At 65.0% G+C, this 23062-nt stretch carries 23 protein-coding genes and 1 tRNA gene; 8 read left to right on the top strand and 16 right to left on the bottom strand.

All coding sequences use genetic code 11. The annotated features are described in order from the left end of the window. Window positions 1–2 precede the first annotated feature (2 nt). The gene (locus tag PMN64_RS04315; protein ID WP_411779835.1) at window positions 3–950 is read left to right on the top strand and encodes a hydroxymethylglutaryl-CoA lyase; all 948 of its coding nucleotides are present in this window, start codon (window positions 3–5) and stop codon (window positions 948–950) included. Window positions 951–1063: 113 nt separating this feature from the next. On the opposite strand, the gene nikR is transcribed toward PMN64_RS04315, so the two are convergent. Further along, window positions 1064–1507, bottom strand: a complete 444-nt coding sequence (gene nikR / locus PMN64_RS04310) for a nickel-responsive transcriptional regulator NikR (protein WP_038382678.1) — start codon at window positions 1505–1507, stop codon at window positions 1064–1066. A 168-nt stretch (window positions 1508–1675) separates the two neighbouring features. Between nikR and PMN64_RS04305 the strand changes: the two genes are divergently transcribed. Further along, window positions 1676–3856, top strand: coding sequence for a TonB-dependent receptor (locus tag PMN64_RS04305; protein ID WP_411779859.1), 2181 nt, complete (start codon window positions 1676–1678; stop codon window positions 3854–3856). Window positions 3857–3859: 3 nt separating this feature from the next. On the opposite strand, the gene PMN64_RS04300 is transcribed toward PMN64_RS04305, so the two are convergent. After that, a complete protein-coding gene (locus PMN64_RS04300; protein WP_411779834.1) occupies window positions 3860–4735 on the bottom strand; it encodes a YiiX/YebB-like N1pC/P60 family cysteine hydrolase in 876 nt (291 codons plus the stop codon). Between the two features lie 198 nt (window positions 4736–4933). Here PMN64_RS04300 and PMN64_RS04295 point away from each other — a divergent pair, with 198 nt between their 5' ends. Then, window positions 4934–6346 (top strand): flavin monoamine oxidase family protein, encoded by a 1413-nt coding sequence (locus tag PMN64_RS04295; protein WP_411779833.1) that lies wholly within the window; start codon window positions 4934–4936, stop codon window positions 6344–6346. A 310-nt stretch (window positions 6347–6656) separates the two neighbouring features. Here the strand turns inward: PMN64_RS04295 and PMN64_RS04290 are convergent, their stop codons facing one another. From PMN64_RS04290 to pheS, 5 genes are all read right to left on the bottom strand, one after another. Continuing rightward, window positions 6657–7601 (bottom strand): MBL fold metallo-hydrolase, encoded by a 945-nt coding sequence (locus PMN64_RS04290; protein ID WP_411779832.1) that lies wholly within the window; start codon window positions 7599–7601, stop codon window positions 6657–6659. A gap of 35 nt (window positions 7602–7636) precedes the next feature. Continuing rightward, window positions 7637–8413 (bottom strand): sulfite exporter TauE/SafE family protein, encoded by a 777-nt coding sequence (locus PMN64_RS04285; RefSeq protein ID WP_028341738.1) that lies wholly within the window; start codon window positions 8411–8413, stop codon window positions 7637–7639. Between the two features lie 216 nt (window positions 8414–8629). Continuing rightward, on the bottom strand, window positions 8630–11038 hold the full coding sequence (gene pheT, locus PMN64_RS04280) for a phenylalanine--tRNA ligase subunit beta (RefSeq protein ID WP_411779831.1): 2409 nt from the start codon (window positions 11036–11038) through the stop codon (window positions 8630–8632). Beyond that, the gene (locus tag PMN64_RS04275) at window positions 11035–11604 is read right to left on the bottom strand and encodes a hypothetical protein (RefSeq protein WP_411779830.1); all 570 of its coding nucleotides are present in this window, start codon (window positions 11602–11604) and stop codon (window positions 11035–11037) included. The genes pheT and PMN64_RS04275 overlap by 4 nt, the downstream gene beginning before the upstream one ends. Next, window positions 11601–12683 (bottom strand): phenylalanine--tRNA ligase subunit alpha, encoded by a 1083-nt coding sequence (gene pheS, locus PMN64_RS04270; protein ID WP_411779829.1) that lies wholly within the window; start codon window positions 12681–12683, stop codon window positions 11601–11603. Before pheS ends, PMN64_RS04275 begins: the two co-directional genes overlap by 4 nt. A 208-nt stretch (window positions 12684–12891) precedes the next feature. On the opposite strand from pheS, the gene PMN64_RS04265 reads away from it, so the two are divergent. Beyond that, entirely contained in the window at window positions 12892–13302 is a 411-nt protein-coding gene (locus tag PMN64_RS04265) for a hypothetical protein (RefSeq protein WP_411779828.1), read from the top strand. A 15-nt stretch (window positions 13303–13317) separates the two neighbouring features. Here PMN64_RS04265 and rplT read toward each other — a convergent pair whose 3' ends face one another. The 3 genes from rplT to infC all read right to left on the bottom strand — a co-directional run bounded on the left by rplT (window position 13318) and on the right by infC (window position 14939). Next, window positions 13318–13677 (bottom strand): 50S ribosomal protein L20, encoded by a 360-nt coding sequence (gene rplT / locus PMN64_RS04260; protein ID WP_018269297.1) that lies wholly within the window; start codon window positions 13675–13677, stop codon window positions 13318–13320. Between the two features lie 74 nt (window positions 13678–13751). After that, on the bottom strand, window positions 13752–13952 hold the full coding sequence (rpmI, locus tag PMN64_RS04255) for a 50S ribosomal protein L35 (protein ID WP_008539890.1): 201 nt from the start codon (window positions 13950–13952) through the stop codon (window positions 13752–13754). Window positions 13953–14399: 447 nt separating this feature from the next. Further along, complete coding sequence (infC, locus tag PMN64_RS04250) at window positions 14400–14939, bottom strand: translation initiation factor IF-3 (RefSeq protein ID WP_026192043.1); 540 nt, start codon at window positions 14937–14939, stop codon at window positions 14400–14402. Between the two features lie 229 nt (window positions 14940–15168). On the opposite strand from infC, the gene PMN64_RS04245 reads away from it, so the two are divergent. Together PMN64_RS04245 and PMN64_RS04240 are read left to right on the top strand one after the other, a co-directional pair. Next, a complete protein-coding gene (locus PMN64_RS04245; protein WP_411779827.1) occupies window positions 15169–15960 on the top strand; it encodes an alpha/beta hydrolase in 792 nt (263 codons plus the stop codon). A 179-nt stretch (window positions 15961–16139) separates the two neighbouring features. Further along, window positions 16140–16607, top strand: coding sequence for a nuclear transport factor 2 family protein (locus tag PMN64_RS04240; RefSeq protein WP_411779826.1), 468 nt, complete (start codon window positions 16140–16142; stop codon window positions 16605–16607). A 101-nt stretch (window positions 16608–16708) separates the two neighbouring features. On the opposite strand, the gene PMN64_RS04235 is transcribed toward PMN64_RS04240, so the two are convergent. The 3 genes from PMN64_RS04235 to PMN64_RS04225 all read right to left on the bottom strand — a co-directional run bounded on the left by PMN64_RS04235 (window position 16709) and on the right by PMN64_RS04225 (window position 19476). Beyond that, the gene (locus PMN64_RS04235) at window positions 16709–17506 is read right to left on the bottom strand and encodes an acyl-CoA thioesterase domain-containing protein (RefSeq protein ID WP_411779858.1); all 798 of its coding nucleotides are present in this window, start codon (window positions 17504–17506) and stop codon (window positions 16709–16711) included. A gap of 105 nt (window positions 17507–17611) precedes the next feature. After that, window positions 17612–18835: a tRNA epoxyqueuosine(34) reductase QueG gene (gene queG, locus PMN64_RS04230; RefSeq protein WP_411779825.1), complete on the bottom strand. Its 1224-nt coding sequence runs from the start codon at window positions 18833–18835 to the stop codon at window positions 17612–17614. After that, window positions 18784–19476 (bottom strand): glutathione S-transferase family protein, encoded by a 693-nt coding sequence (locus tag PMN64_RS04225; RefSeq protein WP_028341731.1) that lies wholly within the window; start codon window positions 19474–19476, stop codon window positions 18784–18786. Before PMN64_RS04225 ends, queG begins: the two co-directional genes overlap by 52 nt. Before the next feature lie 263 nt (window positions 19477–19739). Here PMN64_RS04225 and PMN64_RS04220 point away from each other — a divergent pair, with 263 nt between their 5' ends. Beyond that, a complete protein-coding gene (locus PMN64_RS04220; RefSeq protein WP_028341730.1) occupies window positions 19740–20546 on the top strand; it encodes an undecaprenyl-diphosphate phosphatase in 807 nt (268 codons plus the stop codon). Between the two features lie 220 nt (window positions 20547–20766). On the opposite strand, the gene PMN64_RS04215 is transcribed toward PMN64_RS04220, so the two are convergent. Continuing rightward, complete coding sequence (locus PMN64_RS04215; protein WP_411779824.1) at window positions 20767–21735, bottom strand: complex I NDUFA9 subunit family protein; 969 nt, start codon at window positions 21733–21735, stop codon at window positions 20767–20769. A gap of 146 nt (window positions 21736–21881) precedes the next feature. Between PMN64_RS04215 and PMN64_RS04210 the strand changes: the two genes are divergently transcribed. Then, window positions 21882–21968: transfer RNA gene (locus tag PMN64_RS04210), tRNA-Leu, on the top strand. Window positions 21969–22070: 102 nt separating this feature from the next. Here PMN64_RS04210 and PMN64_RS04205 read toward each other — a convergent pair. Then, complete coding sequence (locus PMN64_RS04205; protein WP_411779823.1) at window positions 22071–22340, bottom strand: hypothetical protein; 270 nt, start codon at window positions 22338–22340, stop codon at window positions 22071–22073. Between the two features lie 150 nt (window positions 22341–22490). After that, complete coding sequence (locus tag PMN64_RS04200) at window positions 22491–23018, bottom strand: flavin reductase family protein (RefSeq protein WP_411779822.1); 528 nt, start codon at window positions 23016–23018, stop codon at window positions 22491–22493. Window positions 23019–23062: the final 44 nt, after the last annotated feature.

Here is a 23062-nt window from a genome sequence, read left to right as displayed (position 1 = left end):
ACATGACCCGCGTCCACGATATCTATCCCAGCGACAAGGTGAGCCTGCGCGAGGTCGGCCTGCGCGACGGCCTGCAGCTCGTGAAGACGTTCCCGTCGACCGCGGCGAAAGAGCGCTGGGTGCGCGATGAATATGCCGCCGGCGTCCGGCATTTCGAGGTCGGCTCGTTCCTGCCAGCCAAGACGTTTCCGCAGTTCGTCGATGTCCGCGACGTCGTCGCCACCATCGCCGCGCTGCCCGGCGCGCACGGCGTCGCGCTGGCGCTGAATGAGCGCGGCGTCAACGAGGCGCTGGCCTCCGGCGTCGCCGAGATCGCTTCGGTGGTGTCGGCGACCGAGGAGCACAGCCAGGCCAATGCCAACCGCTCGCGCGAGTCAGCGATCGAGAACATCAAGCGGCTCTGCGAGCTGCGCGACGCCAGCGCGCACAAGCCGCTGGTCAATGCCGCGATCTCGATGGGACTGGGCTGCTCGATCGTGGGTGCGGTCGATCCGAACGAGGTGCTGCGCCTCACCGAGAAGCTCTATGAGGTCGGCGTCGACATGGTCGCGATTGCGGACACGGTCGGTTATGCCGGGCCGAAGCAGGTCGGCGAGCTCACGCGGGGCGCGGTGAAGATCGCGGGATCGAAGCCGGTCTGCGTCCACCTGCACGACACCCGCGGCATGGGCATCGCGAATGCTTCCGCCGCGCTCGATGAGGGCGCCCGCGTGCTCGACGGCTCGCTCGGCGGCCTCGGCGGCTGCCCGTTCGCGCCGGGCGCCACCGGCAATGTCGTGTTCGAGGACCTCGTCTTCCTCTGCGAAAGCAAGGGATTTCCGACCGGCATCGATCTCGATCGCCTGGTCGAGGTGCGCGCGATCCTGAAATCCGAGATGCCGAACGAGGCGCTCTATGGCGGCCTCGCCCGCGCCGGCCTGCCGCGCGGCACCAAGGCGAGGGCGGCGTAGCGTATTCACTGCGTAGCCCGGATGGAGCGAAGCGAAATCCGGGAAGCCCTGTCCGCGGGTGCGAGGCCCCGGATTGCGCTGCGCTCCATCCGGGCTACGAAAACGACACGCTCTCAATCATGCCTGTGCCCATGCCCGCGCTTGCGCGGCTTCTTGTCCGGGGCGGTCGGGATCATCACGACGCGGCCGTAACGCACGCCGCGTTCGGCGATGACATGATCGGCGAGATGCCGGACCTCGCTGCTGGCACCCTTCAGCGCTGTCACCTCCATGCAGCTGTCGTCGTCGAGATGGACGTGCAGCGTCGCCAGCGACAGGTCGTGATGGCCGTGGAAATTCTGCACCAGCCGCTTCGACAAATCGCGCGCGGCGTGGTCGTAGACATAGACCAATGCGGCGACGCATTGTCCTGACGGCGCGTTCTCCGCGCTCTGCTGCAAGCCGGCGCGTGCGAGATCGCGGATGATCTCGGAGCGGTTCTGATAGCCGCGCGCCTCGGCGGCGGCGTCGATCTCCGCGAGCAGATCATCCTCGATGGTGATGGTGATGCGTTGCATGGATTATCCGTGGTGGCTCGACTGCCTGGCAGTATGATATTTCTATTGTAACGTCATACCGTGCTTGCTAGCGTCGCTTTGCCGGGGTTGGTTGGACTGGTGCGGTCGTCGCGTGACTGTAACAGGTATCATGCGGGGGCATGTGCGTTGCGTCGTACTGCATGGCGGATGTTTCCCGCCGCCGCATCCATTGCAGCGTTCGCGCCGGTCGCCGAAGCGCAGACGGTCGCTACCGCGACCGGCCAGTTGCCGCCGGTGACGGTGACGTCGCCGGATGAGGCGCCGACCAAGCGCGCCAAACCGTCCCAGCGTCCACGCCATGTCGCCGGCGGCCGCAAGCCCGCTGCGCTCCAACCGACCCGGCCCACCGCTGCGAGCGACGGCATCACCGGCGGCTCGGCGACCGTGTCCGCGTCCGATCTGCAACCGACCGCCGCCAGCGCGCGGCAGATCAGCGGCGACGAAGTGAATGCGCGGCCGGTTTCGCGCGTCGGCGAAGTTCTGGAGGCGGTGCCGGGCCTGATCGTCACCCAGCATTCCGGCGAGGGCAAAGCCAATCAATATTTTCTGCGCGGCTTCAATCTCGATCACGGCACTGATCTGGCCATCACCGTCGACGGCATGCCGGTCAACATGCCGACCCATGGTCACGGCCAAGGCTATGCCGACATCAACTTCCTGATCCCGGAGCTGATCCGGTCGATGGATGTCCGCAAGGGCCCGTACTACGCGGACAAGGGCGACTTCGCCTCCGCCGGCGCGGTCGACATCAATTATCTGAACGGCCTGCCGAAGAACATCGTCGAGCTGACGGTTGGCAGCTTCGGCTATCAGCGCGCGATGGCAGCTAGCTCGGCCAAGGCCGGCGATGGAACGCTGCTCGCGGCCTTCGAGGCCAACAAATACAACGGCCCGTGGGACGTGCCCGACGATATCCGCAAGCTCAACGGCGTGCTGCGCTATAGCCAGGGCACCGCGACCGACGGCTTCTCGCTGACAGCGATGGCCTATTCCAATGGCTGGAACTCGACCGACCAGGTCGCGCAGCGCGCCATCGACCAGGGATTGATCGACCGTTACGGGTCGCTCGATCCGACCGACGGCGGCACCTCGAGCCGCTTCAGCCTGTCCGGCAATTGGGCGCAGTCCAGCGACTACGGGCAGAGCAAGCTCAACGCCTATGTAATCCGCTCGTCGCTGCAGCTTGATAACGACTTCACCTATTTCCTCGACGACCCCGTCAATGGCGACCAGTTCAGCCAGACCGACAAGCGCACCGTCTACGGCCTCGACGCCAGCCATGCCTTCGACCTTCGCTTCGCCGGCGTCGATACGCAGACCCGGGTCGGCGTCCAGACCCGCTACGACGATATCAATGTCGGCCTGTTCAAGACCGCGCAGCGCGAGATCCTGTCCAGCGTGCGCAACGACCAGGTGCAGGAGGGCAGCGTCGCGCTATGGGCCGATACCACCGCGCGCTGGACCGACTGGCTGCGCACCACGGTCGGCATCCGCGAGGATTATTTCGCCGGCCACGTGCTGAGCGACACGCCGCAGAATTCCGGCAACGCGCAGGCCGCGATGACGAGCCCGAAGGCCGGCATCGTGCTCGGCCCCTGGTCCAGGACCGAGTTCTACGGCAATGCCGGCTTCGGCCTGCATTCCAACGACATCAGGGGCGCGACCATCACCGTCGATCCCAACGACAAGATGACGCCGCTCGATCGCGTGCCGCTGCTGGTGCGCTCGAAGGGCGCCGAGCTCGGCATCCGCACCAGGGCGATCGACGGCCTCACCTCGTCGCTCGCGGTGTTCGTGCTCGACTTCGATTCCGAGCTGCTGTTCGTCGGCGATGCCGGCACCACCGAGCCGAGCCGCCCGAGCCGGCGCGTCGGCGTCGAGTGGACCAACCAGTACAAGCTCCTGCCGTGGATGAGTTTTGATTTCGATCTCGCCTATACCCGCGCCCGCTTCACGGATGTCGATCCGGCCGGCAATTTCATTCCGGGTGCGCCGGCCTGGGTCGCCAGCGGCGGCGTCACCTTCGGCCGCGACACCGGCTGGTTCGGCAGCCTGCGCGCCCGCTATTTCGGCCCGCGCCCGCTGATCGAGGACGACAGCGTGCGCTCGTTGTCGTCGTTCATCGTCAACGCCCGCGCCGGCTATAAATTCGACAACGGGATGCGGCTGCAGCTCGACGTCCTCAATCTCTTCAACGCGCAAACCAACCAGATCGAATACTACTATCTGTCGCGGCTGCCGGGCGAACCGATCGACGGCGTCGCCGACCGCCATGTGCATCCCGCCGAGCCGCTCGCCGTCCGCCTGACGTTGGCGGCGACGTTCTGATCGTCACACCGGCGCGCGATCTTCCGCGGTCATTTCCGCAGCCGGAAGCGCCGCCTCTTCGTCAGTCGCTTCAGGAACGAGCGGCGGCGATTTTGGAAACACACCGAATTCGCCGGCTACCTCCTGGAGCGGCTTCTGCTTGTCGGCCCAGTGCAGGGCCGTGTAGTCGAAACCGTGCACGATGGTGGGTTTGACGACTTCGAAATAGGGCGAGATGTCGAAGTCGCGCGGCATGTAAAGCGAGGAATCGCGGATATGCAGGATGTCGCGGCGCGCCTTGCGGCTGGCAGCGCGCGTGATCTTGGGCAGGATCGGATAGCGCACGGCGTCGAACGCCTGCGCGATCAGCGCCGAGCAGATGATCTTGGTCGGATCGCCGGAGCCGAACGCGATCATGCGGCGGCGCCAGCGCTGCGGGATCGGCAGCGGAAACAGATAGCGCGCGAGATCGACGATGTTCTTGGTGTCGTAGCCGAAGCCGATGCGGTTGATGGCGTAGCGGCACACCGTGGTGCGGTCCTCGAACGACAGTCCGACCGGACGGCAGAGGCGGGTGTGGTAGGCGAGATATTTCGACAGCGGCGCGGAGGTCACGCCTTCGCCGATATTGGCCTCGATCAGCACATGCTGTTCGCCGTCAGGCTCGAACGCGCCGTCGATCGGTCCGACAAACAGCGCGGCGTGCGACCAGGTCGACTGCGTGAGGTATTTGATGATGCCGGAAATCCGGTTGTTGCCTTCGACCAGCAGCACATCGCCGGGCTGCATGATGCTCCGCAGATGGTCCGGGTCGCTCGGCGTGAACGGCTCGTAACCGGGAACTTCTTTTTGAAGGTACCCCGCGATCCATTTACCGACGGTATCGAGCATTACGCCCATGGATTCCCCCCAGCGGTTCTACGACCGCTTGTGCTGACTTAATCATGGTCGCAAGCCGTTGCAATTTAGTTCATGCCATCGGCGGATCAATCATGATTGATTTACCATGATGGTTGCTGCGGTCGGTGAGATGCGGCACAGTTCGCGAAGCGTTCCCGTTCTCCGCAAGTCCCCGGAAACCATGCCAGAAGCTATGTCATGACAGTGACCCGCCGCGATTTCCTGTCGGCGTCCGCAGCTTTCGCGCTGGTGCCTGCGCTGGGCGGCCGGGTTCTTGCTGCGCAGCCGCCGCCGCGCGAGGCCGACATCGTCGTGATCGGCGCGGGTGCCGCAGGCATCGCCGCGGCGCGACGGATCGTTGCCGCAAATCGCAAGGTGATCGTGGTGGAGGCGGCCGGCCAGCTCGGCGGTCGCTGCCAGACCGACGCATCGACATTCGGCGTGCCGTTCGAGCGCGGCGCGCGCTGGATGCACAATCCCGAAACCAACCCGATGATCCGGCTGGCCCGCTCCGCAGGCCTCGACATCGTCACGGCCCCCGCAGGCCAGAAGATCCGGATCGGCCGGCGCTATGCCCGCCCCGGCGAGACCGAGGAGTTTTTGGCGGCGCTGGTGCGCGCCAACCGCGCCATCGACGACGCTGCGCGCAAGGCCGATATCGCCTGCGCCGCGGTCATGCCGAAGGACCTCGGCGATTGGGCCGGCACCGCGGAATTCCTGCTCGGGCCCAATTTCTGCGGCAAGGATCTGAAGGATCTTTCGGCCGTCGACAAGGTGCGCGCGCAGGATCGCAACACCGCGATCGCCTGCCGGCAGGGGCTCGGCGCGCTGATCGCAAAGCTCGGCGAGGGACTGCCGCTGGCGCTGTCGACGCCGGCGCAGCGCATCCTGTGGAGCAATCGCGACGTGATGGTCGAGACGCCCTCCGGCAAGATCACCGCGCGCGCCGCCATCGTCACCGTGTCGAGCAACGTGCTTGCGAGCGGCAACATCAAGTTCGCGCCGGAGCTTCCGAAGCGCGCGCTCGACGCCGCCGCCAAGCTCAGCCTCGGCAGCTACGATCGCATCGCATTGCAGATTCCCGGCAATCCGCTCGGGCTGTCGCGCGATGACGTCATCATCGAGCAGAGCAATTCGACCAAGACGGCGCTGCTCTACGGCAATATCGCGGGCTCCTCGCTGTGCACAATCGACGTTGCGGGTTCGTTCGGCCGCGACCTGTCCGCGCAGGGCGAGAAGGCGATGGCGGCTTTCGCGGTGGAATGGCTGACCAAGCTCTATGGCAGCGGGGTCGGCGCCGCCGTGAAGAAGACCAGCGCGACGCGCTGGAATGCACAGCCCTTCATCCTCGGCGCGATGTCGGCCGCAATGCCCGGCGCGCAGTTCTCCCGCAGGATCCTGACCGAGCCGATCGGCGCGATGTATCTTGCCGGCGAGGCCACCCATGAAACGCTGTGGGGCACGATCGATGGCGCCTGGGACAGCGGCGAACGCGCCGCCGACGCCGCGCTGCGCAGGATCGGCGGGGTGAAGGAAGCGACACCGGCGCCCGCAGCGCCCGCCGCAAAACACAAGCGCCGCACGTCGCCTCGCTCCGGTGCGATGAATTGATCGCTGAGGAAGATCAGGCACCGCTACTGGATGTGCGGGCAGAAGAGTGCCGCATAACAGATGTCGTCCCTGCGAAAGCAGGGACCCATAACCACAGGGTTGTGTTGTAGGACTGAGCTGCGGCCCCAGCATCGTGCAAACAATGACGGCCCGTGGTTATGGGTCCCGGGTCGCGCTTCGCTTGCCCGGGACGACAGCGAATTTTTGGCGCCACTTGAGGCATACATCCGCACTCTCGCGACATGGCCCGATGGATTCCGGGCTCTCGCTTCGCACGCCCCGGAATAACGACCAGGGAGAGCGTGTCCCCTCACACCGGCAGCCTTAGCTCCATCAGATCCTTGGCCACCACGATGCGGCCGGAATAGTTCTTCTTCACGTCCCGGGTCCAGTCATCATCGGTGACCTGCCGATCGTCGCCGGGGACGAAGTGGCTGAGCACCAGCGTCTTCACGCCGGCAGCGGCGGCGATGCGGCCGACGTCCTCGGTCGAGGTGTGGCTGTCGAGCAGATGCTTCTTCAGCGTGGCGCCGTTCTTGGTCGTGGCGACCAGGCGATCGACCGCGGGGACGTAGAGACATTCGTGCACCAGCACGTCGGCGCCCTTGGCAAACTCGGCGAGCTTCGGGTTGTAGGCCGTGTCGCTGGAGAACACGATGGTGCCGTCCGGGGTCTCGAACTTGTAGGCGAAGTTATCCGTGATCGGCGGATGCGGCGTGCGGAACGCGGTCACGGTGACATCCGATGTCTTCAGCACCACGCCGTCGTCGCTGATGTCTTTCGCGATCAGCAGCTTTCGGGGATCGGGCCGGCCTTCGTCCTCGATCCGGGTCTCGACGTCGAACTTGTTCAGCTCCCAATATTCCTTGGTCATCGCCTCGATACCCTTGGGGCCGAACGAATGGATCGGCGTCGAGAGGCCGGCTGCCCAAGCGTTGTAGAACAGATTGCCGTATTCCAGATTGTGATCGGAATGATGGTGGCTGATGAAGATGTACTTGACCTGCGGGATCGGCACGCCCGCGCGCACAAGCTGGCGGCTGACTCCCATGCCGCAATCGATCACGAACGGGGTATCATTGACGACGACGAGATTGGCGGGGTTCGAAGCGCCGATGCCGACGCGCGGTCCGCCCTTGGTGCCGAGGAACACGATGCGGGTCCGCGCCTTGTCGGTTTGCGCGCGCACGTGAGGCGCTGCGAGCACGGCGGCGCTTCCGAGCGCCAGTTTCAATGCATTGCGCCGATCGATCATCGGTGTCTCCCTGGTCTCTTTTGAGTGCTGCGACCCTAGCCGCCGCGCAAGATGCCATCAAGCGCCGGCAGGCCGACGATGACGGCCGCGGCGATCAGCGCGTAGCAGATCGCGCGAAACACCTTTTCGCTCGCCTTGCCGAACAGCGCGGCGCCGAACCAGACGCCGATACCGTAGATCGGGCCGACGATCAGCGAGAACTTGACCGATTCGATCGTGATCAGGCCGGTGAACCAGTAGCTGACCAGCGAGAAGAAATCCGAGGCGCCAAAGAACAGCACGATATTGGCGCGCGAGATCACCGACGAGATCGGGCGGCCCAGCCAGTAGGCGACGATCGGCGGGCCGCCGGTCTGCGCGAGGCCGCTGCAGAAGCCGGAGAGACCGCCGACGCCGACGGAGAGGGCGACGTGCTCCTTGCCGTGGTAGCGCCAGCCCGACAGCAGCAGCGCGAGCAGCGCCGCGACAAAGCAGGAGATGATCCAGCGCGTCGTCACGGGTTCGAGCACGGTCAAAAAATAGGTGCCGATGGGAACGCCGACCAGCGCGCCGGCGACCATGACCGCGGTCGCCTTGCGGTCGGCATGGGTCCAGGCGTTCGGCAGCAGCGGCGTGGCGGCGATGAAGTCGATGATCAGCAGCAGCGCCGCCACCAGCCGCGGCGCCGCGACGCTGCTCGCGAGCGGCATGAAGATCAGCGCCGAGCCGAAGCCGGAGAAGCCGCGCGCCGTCCCCGACACGAAGGCGATCGCACAGATCGCGAGCGCGATGCTGGTCGAGATGTCGGAGGGGATCAGGCTGAAGGAGGTCATGAAAGGATAACGAGATTCAGCTAGCTGGCTGGCAAACTCAAAGCGCCCCCACTCAGACCCGTCATCCCCGCGCAAAGGCTTCGCCTTTGTCGCTGGAGGTGCGAGCAGAGCGAGCCTCGAAGGATGCACGGCCACAGGCGATGCCGTCGACCCCTCGAGACGGCCGCTACGCGGCCTCCTCAGGGTGACGGTGCAATAGACCGCCTCTGGTTCACATCACCCACGCAGCGTGCCGCCGGTCTTCTTGGTCACCTCAGTGACGACCTTGGCGGCGACGGCGTCGATCTCCTGGTCGGTCATCGTCTTCTCGCGCGGCTGGATCGTCACCGCGATCGCGATCGACTTCTTGTCGGGGTCGATGCCCTTGCCTTCGTAGACGTCGAACACGGTCACATCAGTGATCAGCTTCTTGTCGACATTCTGCGCCGCGCGGACGATGTCGCCCGCCTTGACGCCGCGGTCGACGATGAAGGCGAAGTCGCGCGACACCGGCTGGAATGCCGAGAGCTCCAGCACCGGCTTGGCGCGCGTCGCCCGCTGCTTGCCTTGCGGGATGCGCTCGAGGATCACCTCGAACACGATCATCGGGCCGTCGGCGCCGAGCGCCTCCGCCGCGCGCGGATGCAGCTCGCCGAAAGTGCCGAGCACATTCTGCGGACCGATCTGGATGGTGCCGGAGCGCCCCGGATGCAGCCAGGCCGGGCCGCCGGGGACGATCTGCAGTGCCTGCATCGGCGCGCCGGCGGCCGCCAGCACGGCGAAGGCGTCGGCCTTGGCATCCATCGCATCCGCCACAGCCGAGCCGGTCCAGTGCCGTCCGATCCCCTTCGACGAGGCGAAGCCATGGCGCACGCCGGAGGCGGCCACCAGCTGGTCCTCCGGGCGGTCGCCGCGGAACACCTGGCCGACCTCGAACAGCGCCACGTCAGGATAGCCGCGGTTGATGTTGGCCTGAGCCGCCGCGACGAGGCCGGGCAGCAGGCTCGGCCGCATGTCGGAGAGATCGGCCGCGATCGGGTTGGCGAGCACGAGCTCGCTCTGGCCGCCGCCGAACAGTTTTGCCGCGTCATTGGTGATGAACGACCAGGTCACGGCTTCCACCATGCCGCGCACGCCGAGCGCGCGCTTGGCGCGGCGGGTGCGCAGCTGCATCGGCGTCAGCACCGGCTTGCGCGGCTCCTCGCCGCGCTCGAACGGCGTCATCGGCACCTTGTCGACGCCGACGATGCGCACGATCTCCTCGACGATGTCGGCTTTGCCGTGCACGTCGGTGCGCCAGGACGGGATCGCGATCTTCACCACGGGGCCGTTGCCGGCCAGCATGAAGCCGAGCCGGGTGAGGATCAGCTTGACCTCGACCAGCGGCACCTCGATGCCGGCAAGGCGCTTCACTTCACTGAGCGGGAAATCGATGACGCGATCCTCGCCGAACTGCTTGCCGACCACGACGTTGTCGGACGGCGTGCCGCCGCACAGCTCCAGCACCAGTTTGGTCGCGAGCTCGAGCCCGGGCACCATGAAGGCCGGATCGACGCCGCGCTCGAAGCGATAGCGCGCGTCCGAATTGATGCCGAGCTTGCGGCCGGTCTGCGCGATGTTGATCTCGTTCCAGAGCGCCGATTCGATCAGCACGTCGGTGGTGTTGTCGTCGCAGCCCGAGGCCTCGCCGCCCATGATGCCGGCAAGCGATTCGACGCCGTGCTCATCGGCAATCACGCAGATGTTGCTGTCGAGCGTGTAGGTGCGGCCGTCGAGCGCGAGCAGGGTCTCGCCGTCTTTCGCGCGCCGGACGGTGAGGTTGCCCTGCACCTTCTTGGCGTCGAACACGTGCAGCGGGCGGGCGCGGTCGTAGGTCATGAAGTTGGTGATGTCGACCAGCGCGTTGATCGGGCGTAGCCCGATCGAGGTCAGCCGCTTCTGCAGCCATTCCGGCGACGGGCCGTTCTTCACGCCGCGCACCAGCCGCAGCGCGAAGCCCGGACACAGCGTGGCGTCTTCCACCTTGACCTGGACCGGGCAGGGGAATTCGCCCTTGATCGGCCTGATGCCGGGGTCTTTGAACTTGCCCATGTCGGCGGCGGACAGATCGCGCGCGATGCCGTGCACGCCGGTGCAGTCCTGCCGGTTCGGCGTCAGATTGATCTCGATGGTGGGATCGCCGAGTCCGGCCCAGTCGGCATAGCCCTTGCCGAGCGGCGCGTCCGCGGGCAGCTCCATGATGCCGTCGTGGTCCTCGGAGATCTGCAGCTCGGCTGCAGAGCACAGCATGCCGCGGCTCTCGACGCCGCGGATGGTGCCGACGCCGAGCGTGATGTTCTTACCGGGGATATAGGTGCCGGGCGGCGAGAACACGCTGATCAGCCCGGCTCGCGCATTCGGCGCGCCACACACCACCTGCACCGGCTCAGCCCCGTCGCCGGTGTCGACCATGCAGACGCGCAGCCGGTCCGCATTCGGATGCTGCTCGGCCGAGATCACGCGCGCGATGGTGAACGGCGCGAGCGCCTTCGCCTTGTCCTCGATGCTCTCGACCTCGAGCCCGATCATGGTGAGCTTGTCGGCGAGCTTGTCGAGCGGCTCGTCGGTCTCGAGATGTTCCTTCAGCCAGGAGAGGGTGAACTTCATGACGGCTCGCTATCAATCAAATTGCTGGTCGAAGCATTTCCTGTCGACTTGATCCGTTTGTAACCTTTCTCGCCTGTGCCAGATCCTGCCCAATCGAGTGGTGTGTCATCGGGTGCAACAAGGAAATCGATTCTTGTCTCTACTTCACCGTCCGCGAAATCGCCGATGCGGCGATATTCCTTGATGGTGCCTTGACGATAAGATTGCTCAGATTTCGAATTATGGAGCGCAAGCTTCGCTCCATATCGCTGGCTTTTCTTGATGACGTCTTCCGCAACAACCCACGACGTGCTCCAGAAAGTGCCGTCTGGATTAAACGTTACGCCCCGATCGCTCCGGCAAACGAAGTGATATTCGGTGACCACGTCGCCTGATTCGCGGCGGATCGGATTGTTAGCGCGTGGGGTCGACGCTGGTCGACGCGCCGCAATTTCGGCGTCACACATTGCGACGAGATCGACCGCATGTTTGCGTTCAGCGTTCTCTCGGATCACCTTTAGCTTGGCGAGATCAAGAGCGGCCAACTTTTCCGCAGTCCAAGGATTTTGAGGAGCCTTATCGCTCACGTACTCAGCCCTCCCGCGATCGACGGGATGTCGAGCGGCTTGAAGCCGTAGTGGCTGAGCCAGCGCACGTCGCTGTCGAACAATTGGCGCAGGTCGGCGATGCCGTATTTCAGCATCGCGATGCGGTCGATGCCCATGCCCCAGGCAAAACCCTGGTAAACGTCGGGATCGAGGCCGCAGGCGCGCAGCACGTTGGGGTGCACCATGCCGCAGCCGAGAATCTCCAGCCAGTCCTCGCCCTCGCCGAAGCGGATCTCGCCCTTGTCGCGGCGGCACTGGATGTCGACCTCGAGCGACGGCTCGGTGAACGGGAAGAACGACGGCCGGAACCGCATGTTGATGTGGTCGACCTCGAAGAACGCCTTGCAGAATTCGTGCAGGATCCATTTGAGGTGGCCGAGATGCGAGCCCTTGTCGATCACGAGGCCCTCGACCTGATGGAATTGCGGCGTGTGCGTCGCGTCGGAATCGATGCGATAGGTGCGGCCCGGGCAGATCACGCGGATCGGCGGCTGCTGGGTCAGCATGGTGCGCACCTGCACCGGCGAGGTGTGGGTCCGCAGCAGCATGCGCGAGCCGTCCTCCTTCGGGTTGAAGAAGAAGGTGTCGTGCATCTCGCGCGCCGGATGGCCGATCGGGAAGTTCAGCTTGGTGAAGTTGTAGTCGTCGGTCTCGATGTCGGGTCCCTCGGCGACCGCAAAGCCCATGTCGGCGAAGATCGTGGTGAGCTCGTCCCAGACCTGGCTCAGCGGATGGATGCGGCCGGTCTCCGCCGGCGCCTCGCGCAGCGGCAGCGTGACGTCGATGGTCTCGGCGGCGAGGCGCGCATCGAGCGCGGCCGCTTTCAGCACGTCGCGCTTGGCCGCGAGCGCCTGCGTCACCGCATCCTTGGCGAGGTTGATCTTCGCGCCCTCGGTCTTGCGCTCCTCCGGCGACATTTTTCCAAGGGTCGCAAGGAGTGCCGAGATCGAGCCCTTCTTGCCGAGCGCCGAGACGCGGACCGCCTCGAGCGCGGCCTCGTCAGCGGCTGAGGCGATCTGGTCGAGGATGGATTGTTCGAGCGTTGCGAGGTCGGACACGGTCAATTCCTGCGCTTGAGCGGAGCATGATCTGGTGGGAAGTACCGCTACCCGAACCGGTGCCATGCGCCAAAATTCGGCTGGGTTGTCGCCGCCCGAAGGCGGTAACGTCAAGCAAAAAGCCGGTCATTTCGGGCCGATGGCCGGCAGCATTGAACCCCGCGCGGAGGCCGGGCTACCCAAGGGGGAGTTCAAGGAGGCCCACGCGATGTTGCTGCGATCTTGCCTGGCCGTGCCGGCGGTGCTGTTGATGCTCACCACCGTGCATGCCGCGACCGAGGAATGCCCCGCCAAATCGACCCAGATGGACGACATCATCGCGGAGCTGGAGAAGGCGCCGAGCTGCAACCGCGCGATGAAGATCTTCGAGGCGTGCGAATACGGCGCCAGCGGAGACGTCCAATTCGGCGCCGTGGTCGAGAAGAGGTGCGAGGGGGACTTCCTGGCCGGCCTCGGAGCGTCGCAGAAGAAGGCCTATGCCGGCCAGCTCAAGCGCTGCGACCACAAATACGACAACGAAAGCGGCACCATGTACCGCTCGTTCACGGCGTTCTGCCGGGCGATCGTCGCCCAGCGCTATTCGCAGAAGGCGCTGAAGGCGGGCCCCAAATCGCGTTAGGGCCGCCCGCCAGGATCAGGCGGCCAGCGCGGCCTTGGCCTTTTCGGCGATCGCCTGGAACGCAACCGGCTCGTGGATCGCGAGGTCCGACAGCACCTTGCGGTCGACGACGACGCCCGACTTGGAGAGGCCGTTGATAAACACGCTGTAGGTCATGCCGAACGGACGGACCGCGGCGTTGATGCGCTGGATCCAGAGCGCGCGGAAGGTGCGCTTCTTGCGCTTGCGGTCGCGGAAGGCGTACTGGCCGGCCTTTTCGACGGCCTGCTTGGCAACGCGGATGGTGTTCTTGCGGCGGCCGTAATAGCCCTTGGCGGCCTTGTAGACTTTCTTGTGCTTGGCGTGAGCGGTCACACCGCGTTTGACGCGAGACATGACGGAAATCCTTGATCTGGAAGAGGTGACGGGGCGCCGCGCAGTCGCGGCGAGGGTTCAAGCGATCGGTGCGATCAGGCGTTCGGCAAGAAGTACTTCTTGACGTTGTCGCCGTCGGTCTTGAACAGCACACGGGTGCCGCGGAGCTGACGGATCTGCTTCTTCGTCCGCTTGATCATGCCGTGGCGCTTGCCGCGCTGGGCGTGCATGACTTTGCCAGTGGCAGTCACCTTGAAGCGCTTTTTAGCGCCCGACTTGGTCTTCAACTTGGGCATTTGGCTCTCCTGTCGCACAGCACGAAAATCGCCCCGAGAGGCGTCCGGCCGGCTAAAATGCTCGTTAGAGCGTTGAAAGTGCTAAGGTTTTTTCCGAATTGAAAGAACCTGCACGAACCGTCGCCACGGCAGCCCTTGATCAGCCGGGCGGCGAAGGCCCGGCTTATGACAGAGGATCGGCGGTTTTGCAACGTTTGCAGCGGGGAATCGGGGCGGATCGGTCTTCCCCTTCCCCCTGAAAGGGGGAAGGCCGGGGTGGGGGTCGGCCGCGGCGTCGCTGCTCGTGGAGAGAGCAGATCCCCACCCGCTTTGCTCTGGCGAGCAAATCGACCTCCCCTTTTCAAGGGGAGGTTGGCACCACCGCGCCATAAGGGGCGCCCGAGATACGAAACAGCCCGCCAGATCGCCTGACGGGCCATTTCATTTCAACAAAGCGACAAATTCGAACTAGCGCGGCGCCAGCACCATCACGACCTGGCGGCCCTCGAACTTCGCGTCCTGCTCGACCTTGGCGAATTCGGCGACGTCGGCCTTCACCTTGTCCAACAGCTTGGTGCCGATCTCCTGGTGCGCCATCTCACGACCGCGGTAGCGCAAGGTGATCTTGACCTTGTCGCCTTCCTCGAAGAAGCGCTGCATCGCGCGCATCTTCACGTCATAGTCGTGATCGTCGATCATCGGGCGGAGCTTGATCTCCTTGATCTCGACGACCTTCTGCTTCTTGCGAGCTTCGGCAGCCTTCTTCTGCGCGGAATACTTGTACTTCCCGTAGTCCATGATCTTGCAGACGGGAGGGCTGGTATTCGGCGAAATCTCGACGAGATCCATGCCGGCTTCCATGGCCATCTTGATGGCCACCATGGTTTCTACGGTGCCCTGATTGACACCCTCCGCATCGATCAGCTGGATCTGTGCGTTGCGAATCTCGTCATTGGTGCGCGGCCCTTCTTTGGCGACTGTGGGCGGGGCTCTATTGGGACGGCGAATGGGTAACTCTCCAAAGTTGTGAAAGGGAAGGCGGATATTTTGAAGCAAGATGCTGCGACGGGCAAGCGAACTCGCTTCTTTAAGCGGCAAAACCGCCAATTGCGAGGCATTTTGGCCACGCCCGGCACATATAGCGGGCGCGTCTGCTCCGCAAGACGGGGCTTGCAGCCGTTGACCGGTGCTGCGCGACAATTGAAAAGCGGATGTCTGACACGCGAGTGACCGAACCATGAGCCAAACCGCCGCATCGGAACAGGAACCTGCCTTCATCGAGGTCGGCGAGGGCAGCGAGGCGCGCCGGATCGCTGTGCGGGCCCGTGCCGGCAGCAATCCCGGCCTTTTCTGGCTCGGCGGCTTCAAGTCCGACATGGCCGGCACCAAGGCGCTGGCGCTCGATGCGTGGGCGGCCGAGCACGGCCGCAGTTCGGTCAGGTTCGACTATTCCGGGCATGGCGAATCCGGCGGCGAGTTCGCCGACGGCACCATCGGCCGCTGGCTCGAGGAGAGCGTGGCCGTGTTCTCGCAGTTCTGCAACGGGCCGCAGGTCGTGATCGGGTCCTCGATGGGCGGCTGGATGGCGCTGCTGCTTGCGCGTGAGATCGCCAGGCGCGGGAACGGGAAAGCACAGCTCGCCGGCCTCGTGCTGATCGCGCCGGCGCCCGACTTCACCGAGGAGCTGATGTGGAAGGCGTTCTCGCCGGAGGTCCGCGCCGAGATCGAGGCCAATGGCATGTGGCTGCGTCCGTCCGAATATGGCGACGGCACGCCCTATCCGATCACCCGCAACCTGATCGAGGAGGGCCGCAACCACCTGCTGCTCGGCAGCAAGATCGACGTCGGTTGCCCGGTGCGCATCCTGCAGGGCGCGCAGGATCCCGACGTGCCGTGGAAGCACGCCTTCGCGCTGGTGCACCGCCTGCCGGCCGAGGACGTCGTGCTCACCATGATCCAGGACGGCGACCACCGCCTCTCGCGGCCGCAGGACATCGCCCGGATCATCGCCGCGGTGGCGGAGATCTAGCCACGCCCCGCCCTTCGAGACGGCCGCTTCGCGGCCTCCTCCAGCGACAACGGCTTCGCCGTTGCGCGGGGGTGACGGCTACGGAGAAAGACGTCATCCTGCGCAAAGGCTTTGCCTTTGTCGCTGGAGGTGCGAGCGAAGCGAGCCTCGAAGGATGGCCGCACGCGAGGGAGACGCCAATGGACACCACGACAATGCTGCGCGCGTTCTGCGACGCGGTCGAGCAACGCAACGGCAAGGCCTTTGCGAATCTCTTCACCGAGGACGGCGTCTATCACGATGTGTTCTACGGTGCCTTCAAGGGCCACGGCAAAATCGCCGAGATGATCGACGACTGGTTCTACCGCACTGCGACCGATTTCCGCTGGGTGATGCACGATCCCGTCAGTGACGGCGCAACGCTCTATGCGCGCTACACGTTCAGCTACCGCTCGACCTTGCCGGAAGCCAAGGGGGCCCGCGCGATGTTCGAGGGCGTCGCGATTATGCGGCTGCGCGACGGCAAGATCACGGAGTACCACGAGGTCGCCAACACCGCGCCGGCGTTCGTCGATTTGAACTTCGCGCCGGAGCGCATCGCCAAGATCGTCGGCAAGCAGGGCGCGGAGCTGAAAGCGCGGCCGGAGATGCAGCGGCATCTGGTTTGACGTCATTCCGGGGCGCGCGAAGCGCGAACCCGGAATCCAGAAGTGTTGGCGCGAGATTCCGGGTTCATCGCTGCGCGATGCCCCGGAATGACGGCGGAGAATTACGGCGGTGGCGGATTGGTCATCGGCTTGCGCTGGGCGAGCGCCGCCACGGTGGAGGTGCCGATCGGGCCCTTCTCGTCATAGAGCCAGCATTCGCCGATCGCGATGCCGTCCGTGGCGTGGTGGTTGACGACCTCGAAGCCGATCCAGTTGGTCACCGGCAAACGATGCAGATAGATCGTGACGTCGCTGTTGATGTAGCCGAGGCCCTGGTCGCCGGCATTGGCGAAGGGGCTGGCGAAATCCGCGCCGGTCGCGACATGGACGAATGGCGTCATCTTCACGCCCGCGACGAGCTCGCGCACCTCGCTCATCCAGAGCCGTCGCTCGCCGAGCGAGCCCATGTGGCCGACGATCGGCCGCGTCTCCCATTTGCCGTTCATGCCGAGCCTCGGATCGGTCGGCTTCGGAATCTCCGCCGGCGCCGGCACCTGCCAGTTCCGCGGCGACCACACATTGCCGGGGGCATTTTCCGTCTTGCGCAACAATTGGCAGGAGGCGCGCGCCATGCTGGTGCCGCCGGAGACAAACTCGGCCTCGATCATCTTGATGCGCATGCCGTCGCGCACGAGCTTGGTCGTCACCTCGATCGGCGTCGTGATGTTGGGCAGCCGGAACATGTCGACGGTCAGCCGGGCGGGGACGAAATCGTCGGAGCCGTGGCGCTCCTCGATGACGAAGGCGAGCAGGCCGATCACGACGCGGCCGTGCAGGGATTCCGGACTCCACGGTCCGTTCGCAACTGGTGTCGGCATGAAGCCGTCGCCGTGCCTGGTGAAGAAGGGCTGGTTTGTCATGGCGCGCGACCATGACGGGAACAGCGCGATGAAATCAAGACTCTTCACCCTCATGGTGAGGAGCCGCGTAGCGGCGTCTCGAACCATGAGGCCCGGTCTGTGGCCTCATCCTTCGAGACGCGCTGCGCGCTCCTCAGGATGAGGGGACAGAGCCGCGCGCCACTCCTGCTGCACCGTGACGTCGGGCTCGCCGCCGGCCCGCGACGCCAGCGCGGCGAACGCATCGCGCGTGATCAGCTGCGACAGCGCCCACACCGCGGCGCCGCGCACCAGCGGGCTCGCATCGTCGAGCAAACGCCGCGCTTCGCCGGCAAGACTTGCATCGCCGGAGTTGCCGATCGCGATCAGCACATTGCGGATGAAGCGGTCGCGGCCGATGCGCTTGACCGGCGACTTCGTGAACAGAGCGCGGAAGGCGGCATCATCCAGCCGTGCGAGATCGGCGAGCGCCGGCGCCCGCAACGTATCGCGCGCGGCGAGCTTCTGCTCGCGCCCCGCTTGCGCGAACTTGTTCCACGGACACACCGCGAGGCAATCGTCGCAGCCATAGATGCGGTTGCCGATGCTCTTGCGGAATTCGTGCGGAATCGGACCCTTGTTCTCGATCGTCAGATACGAGATGCAGCGCCGCGCATCGAGCTTGTAGGGCGCGGGGAACGCTGCGGTCGGGCAGATGTCCTGGCAGGCGCGGCAGCTGCCGCAATGATCGGCCTCGGCATCATCGCGCGGCAGCTCGGTCGCCGAATAGATCGCCCCGAGAAACAGCCACGAGCCGAATTCGCGCGACACGAGATTGGTGTGCTTGCCCTGCCAGCCGATGCCGGCCGCCTGGGCGAGCGGCTTCTCCATGACCGCGGCGGTGTCGACGAACACCTTCACCTCGTCGCCGGTGATCGTGGCGAGCCAGCGCGCCAGGATCTTCAGCCGCTTCTTGATCACGTCGTGATAGTCGTCGCCCTGCGCATAGACCGAGATCGCGCCACGCGACCGGCGCGCGAGGATGTCGAGCGGGTCGTCGTCCGGCCCGTAATTGACGCCGAGCATGATGATCGAGCGCACGCCGCCCCACAGCACGCGCGGATCGGCGCGCCGCTCCGGATTGGCGGCGAGCCAGTCCATGTCGCCATGGCCGCCGGAGCCGAGGAATTCGAGGAAATATTTTCCGGCTTCGCTGGTCGCGTCAGGCGCGGTGAAGCCGATGGCATCGAAGCCGAGCGCGCGTGCCTCGCGCTGAAGCGCCGCCTTGAGATCGGAAGGGGAGAGCCTGACCGCCGGGTTCAGAAGTCGAGGTCCACATAGGTGCGCGACGCCGGCACCCCCGCCAGCCATTCGCTGAGCAGCGGGCGGAACGACGGGCGGGACTTCACCCGCGCGTACCACGACTTTGCCGCGTCGTCCTCGCTCCATGGCACGTCGCCCAGATAGTCGATCGCCGAGAGATGCGCCGCGGCGGCGAGATCCGCGTAGGTGAGGCGGTCGCCGGCGAGGTAGTTCCGCGTCTTCGCCAGCCAGCCGATATAGCTCAGATGATAGCGCACATTGACCTTGGCGGCGCGCATGACGTCGGGGGCCGGCGGACCGCCGCCATTGTCCTCGCTCATGAAGCGCTTGTAGATCCGCTCGGTCACCAGCGGGTTGGAGGCTTCCTCGAAGAATTTTTCGTTGAACCACGCCATCAGCCGGCGCACCTCGACGCGCTCGGCCGTCGAGGTCGGCAACAGCCGCCGATCGCCGGCATCGAGGCCATGCGCCTCGTCGACATATTCGGCGATCACAGGCGCACCCGGGATCGGCGGAAAACCCTCGGCGATCAGCACCGGCGTGGTGGCCGCCGGATTGAGCGCCAGGAACGCCTCGCGCCGTTCCCACACCCGTTCCTCCACAAGGCGCAAATCGAGCCCATACTCGCCGAGCACGAGCCGAATGAAGCGCGAATGCGGACAGAAGGGATGGTGATACAGCGTATACATGAAGCCCTTGGTAGTTTCGCGGCGCTTAAGAAATCATCAACCTGTGCGGCCTGGACCTGTGCTTTGGCCAGACCAGTTCCGGTCGTCTCTATGTCGCGTCAGCACGCAAACCGGTAGCCATCCCCGCAGATGGTGCGGGTCACAAAAACGCTATAGCTCAGCAAATCGGCCGGGTAACCCATTGTTTGACGATTTTTTGCGATTGCGGCCAATGTGCGAATAAGCGAGAAGAATCCCGTTTTCCACACAGGGCAGGCCACAACATGATGACGGATATGCTGCGGGCGGTGATTCTCGGCATCATCGAGGGCGTCACGGAGTTCCTGCCGGTCTCCTCGACAGGCCACCTGCTGCTTGCGGAGCGCTTCTTCAATCTGGGCGAAGGCAATTTCTGGAAGAGCTTTGCGATCCTGATTCAGCTCGGCGCGATCCTCGCGATCCTCGCGCTCTACTTCGTCAAATTGTGGCGCGTCGCGCTCGGCATGTTCACCAATCCCGACGACCGCCGCTTCGTGATCGGCGTGCTGGTGGCGTTCCTGCCTGCCGTCGTGATCGGCCTGATCGCCGGCAAATACATCAAGGAGTTCCTGTTCAATCCGTGGGTGGTCTGCTTCACGCTGATCGTCGGCGGCGCCGTGCTGCTGTGGGTCGATCAGCTCGATCTCAAAGTGTACGAGGACGATGCGACCCGATTCCCGCTGCTGATGTATTTCTGGATCGGCGTCGCGCAGTGCCTGGCGATGATTCCCGGCGTGTCGCGCTCGGGCGCCAGCATCGTGGCGGCGATGCTGCTCGGCGCCGACAAGCGCTCGGCGGCGGAGTTCTCGTTCTTCCTCGCGATCCCGACCATGGTCGGCGCGTTCGCCTATGATTTCTACAAGAACCGCGCCGACTTCACCTCCGACAATCTCAGCGTCATCGCGGTCGGCTTCGTGGTGTCGTTCATCACGGCGATGATCGTGGTGCGGGCGTTCCTCAACTTCGTCACCCGCCGCGGCTTCACCTTCTTCGCCTGGTGGCGTGTGATCGTCGGCACGCTCGGCCTGATCGCGCTGGCGATGGGACGGTAAGGCGCGACGGACTCCATCCCATCACCGTTACCCTGAGGAGGCCGCAAAGCGGCCGTCTCGAAGGGCGACGGCCCGACTGTGGCCGTGCATCCTTCGAGGCTCGCTTCGCTCGCACCTCAGGATGACGGGAAAAACGCTGCGTGCGTGGGCAAGCGTAGTGGGGCAGTGCCCGTCCCGGCTCTCGCGTGGCTTCGCCGGGACGACAAGTGGAGAGAGCTGCCTACGCGCTCTTCTTCTGGAACTGGCCCGTCGCGCGGAAGCGCCAGAGATATTGCGGGGCGATCGCTTCCATCGAATCCGGCGAGATGCCGAGGCCTGTGAAGGTCAGGCCGGCGGCCTTGGCGGCGTCGGACACCACATTGTCCGAACGCAGCATCTCGACCTGGTCCGGCGTCAGCGTGAACGGCCCCGGCGCGAACTGCAGGAAATACGACTGGAACTTGGCGAGGCCGAACGGCAGCGGCGCCAGCATGCGATCGCGCTGGGTGATCTTGAGGATGATCTGCATCACCTCGCGCATGGTCAGCACTTCCGGCCCGCCGAGCTCGTAAGCTGCGCCCTGCTTCGCCTTGCCGTCCACGGCATTGGCCACGGCGACCGCGACGTCGCCGACATAGGCCGGCTGCACCGTGTTGACCCCGCCGCCGACCAGCGGCAGCACCGGTGACATCCGTGCCAGCGCCGCAAAGCGGTTGGTGAACTGATCCTCGGGTCCGAACAGCAGCGACGGCCGCATGATGGTGGCCTGTGGCAAGGCCGCCAGCACCGCCGCCTCGCCCTCCGCCTTGGCGCGGAAATAGCTCGAGGGCGAATCCGCGTCGGCCCCGATCGCCGAGACGTGGACCATCCGTCCGCCGGCAGCGGCCGCCGCCTTGGCGATGCTCTCGGCGCCCTTCACCTGCACGGCATTGAAGCTCTGCCCGCCGCCCTCGGCCAGGATGCCGACCAGGTTGATGGCGATATGCGAATCGCGCATCGCCGCCTCGACCGAGGCCGGGTAACGCACATTGGCCTGGACGGCATGAATCTGCCCGACACGGCCGAGCGGCTGCAGGTGGCCGGCCAGTTCAGGCCGCCGCACCGCGACTCGGACGCGGTAATCGCGCTTGCAGAGCGCCCGGACCACGTTCCGCCCCAGAAAACCCGATCCGCCGAAGACCGTGACCAGCGTGTCCAGGTTCGATGCCATGGGGTGATTCCTGTGGGATTCGAGAGCGATTGACGTGGGTTAACCGTCTGGCGATACGCCATCGGCCTTATCCTGTACAGGGTATTTGAATTTCCAATCGCGAATTTGACAAGCGCGCAACCGATCCTTACTAAGCCGCTCCACATGCCCAGGTGGCGGAATTGGTAGACGCGCTGGCTTCAGGTGCCAGTGGCTTAACGGCCGTGAAGGTTCGAGTCCTTTCCTGGGCACCACCCCCTTTTTAAGCGATTGAAATCGCTCAGTATCCGGAGGGGGTGCGGCGAAGCCGTAACCCAGCGAGAGCAGGTGAGATGGCGATGATACCGCCGCCCAACCTAGCTACATCGGCCTCGGTTTCCGGTACGCGACCGTTTGCGCATTTCCTCCGTCAGGCGAGACGGACGTATTCTCGTTCGATCCAAATGGAGTGCATGTAGCTTGGCTCCCCCGAGGACCTCGCCGACTTCGAGCTCGACCAGATCTTCTTTGAGATCGACGATCGGAAAATGGCGGCCGAGGCACTTCATGAAGAGCGCCTGCGTTCCCATGTGCTCCGGTAGCGCATCCGGAATCGCCATGACTTCGACTCTGTCCCCGATCTTCATTCCAGCACCTCAGGACGGCCTTTTGAGACGAGCTTAGTAGGCATCCTGCTCAGCTGGCGCTTGCGACCGTTCTCCCGGGTGGCCACCGCTCCAGTGCGCCGCAAATTTCGGGTTCTACAGGGTTCGTCGCGCGAAGGCTTCGCGCTTCGCCTAGATCGCCCATCCGTCGGCGGGATAGGCGATCGTCTCCGCGGGCATGATCGCCGCACCGAGCCCGTTGTAGAATCGGCTGGAATAAAAGGCGAGCGGGGAACCGTCTCGCTGCCGGCACCAGCGGACCTCGCCAATGAATAGCGTGTGGTCGGCGACGTCAATTGACCGGACCACGTCGCAAGCGAACTGGGCGATCGCTTGCAGCAGGACGGGAAACTCTTCCCGTTCGACCAGCGATTGCGAGCCTTCGGCCCGCGGTCTGCCGGAGAAGTGCGCGCAGAGTGCGAGATCTTCCGCGTGAAGGACATTCACGGCGTAACGCTTCGAATCCATGATCGCCTGCCAGGTCCGCCCTCGCATCACCGACACCAGCACGGTCGGCGGTTTGGTGGAGACGGTTGTGAAGGTGTTGGCCGTCATGCCGACCGGAGTGCCGTCGCGGTCGATGCTCGCCACGACTGTCACGCCTGTGGGGAAGCGCGCAGCGGCCTCCCGGAAGCTCGCCGGATCGGGATGCGGGTTCATCGATAGCGCTCCATGGCGAAACGGCAAGAGGTCGCGCCTTTCGG

The sequence above is a fragment of the Bradyrhizobium sp. UFLA01-814 genome, assembly GCF_046718885.1.
Lineage (GTDB): Bacteria > Pseudomonadota > Alphaproteobacteria > Rhizobiales > Xanthobacteraceae > Bradyrhizobium > Bradyrhizobium elkanii.
The sequence above is the reverse complement of the archived record's forward strand: the minus strand, read 5'-3'. Positions and strand labels throughout refer to the sequence as shown.

What these genes read in the sequence shown, in the direction of transcription:
- PMN64_RS04305 (WP_411779859.1), top strand. Translation starts at nt 1,676, where the DNA reads ATGTTTCCCGCCGCCGCATCCATTGCAGCGTTCGCGCCGGTCGCCGAA.
- pheT (WP_411779831.1), bottom strand. Translation starts at nt 11,038, where the DNA reads ATGAAGTTCACCCTCTCCTGGCTGAAGGAACATCTCGAGACCGACGAG.
- PMN64_RS04245 (WP_411779827.1), top strand. Translation starts at nt 15,169, where the DNA reads ATGAGCCAAACCGCCGCATCGGAACAGGAACCTGCCTTCATCGAGGTC.
- PMN64_RS04235 (WP_411779858.1), bottom strand. Translation starts at nt 17,506, where the DNA reads ATGACAAACCAGCCCTTCTTCACCAGGCACGGCGACGGCTTCATGCCG.
- rplT (WP_018269297.1), bottom strand. Translation starts at nt 13,677, where the DNA reads ATGTCTCGCGTCAAACGCGGTGTGACCGCTCACGCCAAGCACAAGAAA.
- PMN64_RS04215 (WP_411779824.1), bottom strand. Translation starts at nt 21,735, where the DNA reads ATGGCATCGAACCTGGACACGCTGGTCACGGTCTTCGGCGGATCGGGT.
- PMN64_RS04225 (WP_028341731.1), bottom strand. Translation starts at nt 19,476, where the DNA reads ATGTATACGCTGTATCACCATCCCTTCTGTCCGCATTCGCGCTTCATT.
- queG (WP_411779825.1), bottom strand. Translation starts at nt 18,835, where the DNA reads ATGGCTGGCGGGGGTGCCGGCGTCGCGCACCTATGTGGACCTCGACTT.
- PMN64_RS04300 (WP_411779834.1), bottom strand. Translation starts at nt 4,735, where the DNA reads ATGGGCGTAATGCTCGATACCGTCGGTAAATGGATCGCGGGGTACCTT.
- PMN64_RS04285 (WP_028341738.1), bottom strand. Translation starts at nt 8,413, where the DNA reads ATGACCTCCTTCAGCCTGATCCCCTCCGACATCTCGACCAGCATCGCG.
- PMN64_RS04200 (WP_411779822.1), bottom strand. Translation starts at nt 23,018, where the DNA reads ATGAACCCGCATCCCGATCCGGCGAGCTTCCGGGAGGCCGCTGCGCGC.
- rpmI (WP_008539890.1), bottom strand. Translation starts at nt 13,952, where the DNA reads ATGCCCAAGTTGAAGACCAAGTCGGGCGCTAAAAAGCGCTTCAAGGTG.
- PMN64_RS04290 (WP_411779832.1), bottom strand. Translation starts at nt 7,601, where the DNA reads ATGATCGATCGGCGCAATGCATTGAAACTGGCGCTCGGAAGCGCCGCC.
- PMN64_RS04265 (WP_411779828.1), top strand. Translation starts at nt 12,892, where the DNA reads ATGTTGCTGCGATCTTGCCTGGCCGTGCCGGCGGTGCTGTTGATGCTC.
- PMN64_RS04240 (WP_411779826.1), top strand. Translation starts at nt 16,140, where the DNA reads ATGGACACCACGACAATGCTGCGCGCGTTCTGCGACGCGGTCGAGCAA.
- PMN64_RS04205 (WP_411779823.1), bottom strand. Translation starts at nt 22,340, where the DNA reads ATGAAGATCGGGGACAGAGTCGAAGTCATGGCGATTCCGGATGCGCTA.
- PMN64_RS04220 (WP_028341730.1), top strand. Translation starts at nt 19,740, where the DNA reads ATGATGACGGATATGCTGCGGGCGGTGATTCTCGGCATCATCGAGGGC.
- PMN64_RS04315 (WP_411779835.1), top strand. Translation starts at nt 3, where the DNA reads ATGACCCGCGTCCACGATATCTATCCCAGCGACAAGGTGAGCCTGCGC.
- PMN64_RS04295 (WP_411779833.1), top strand. Translation starts at nt 4,934, where the DNA reads ATGACAGTGACCCGCCGCGATTTCCTGTCGGCGTCCGCAGCTTTCGCG.
- nikR (WP_038382678.1), bottom strand. Translation starts at nt 1,507, where the DNA reads ATGCAACGCATCACCATCACCATCGAGGATGATCTGCTCGCGGAGATC.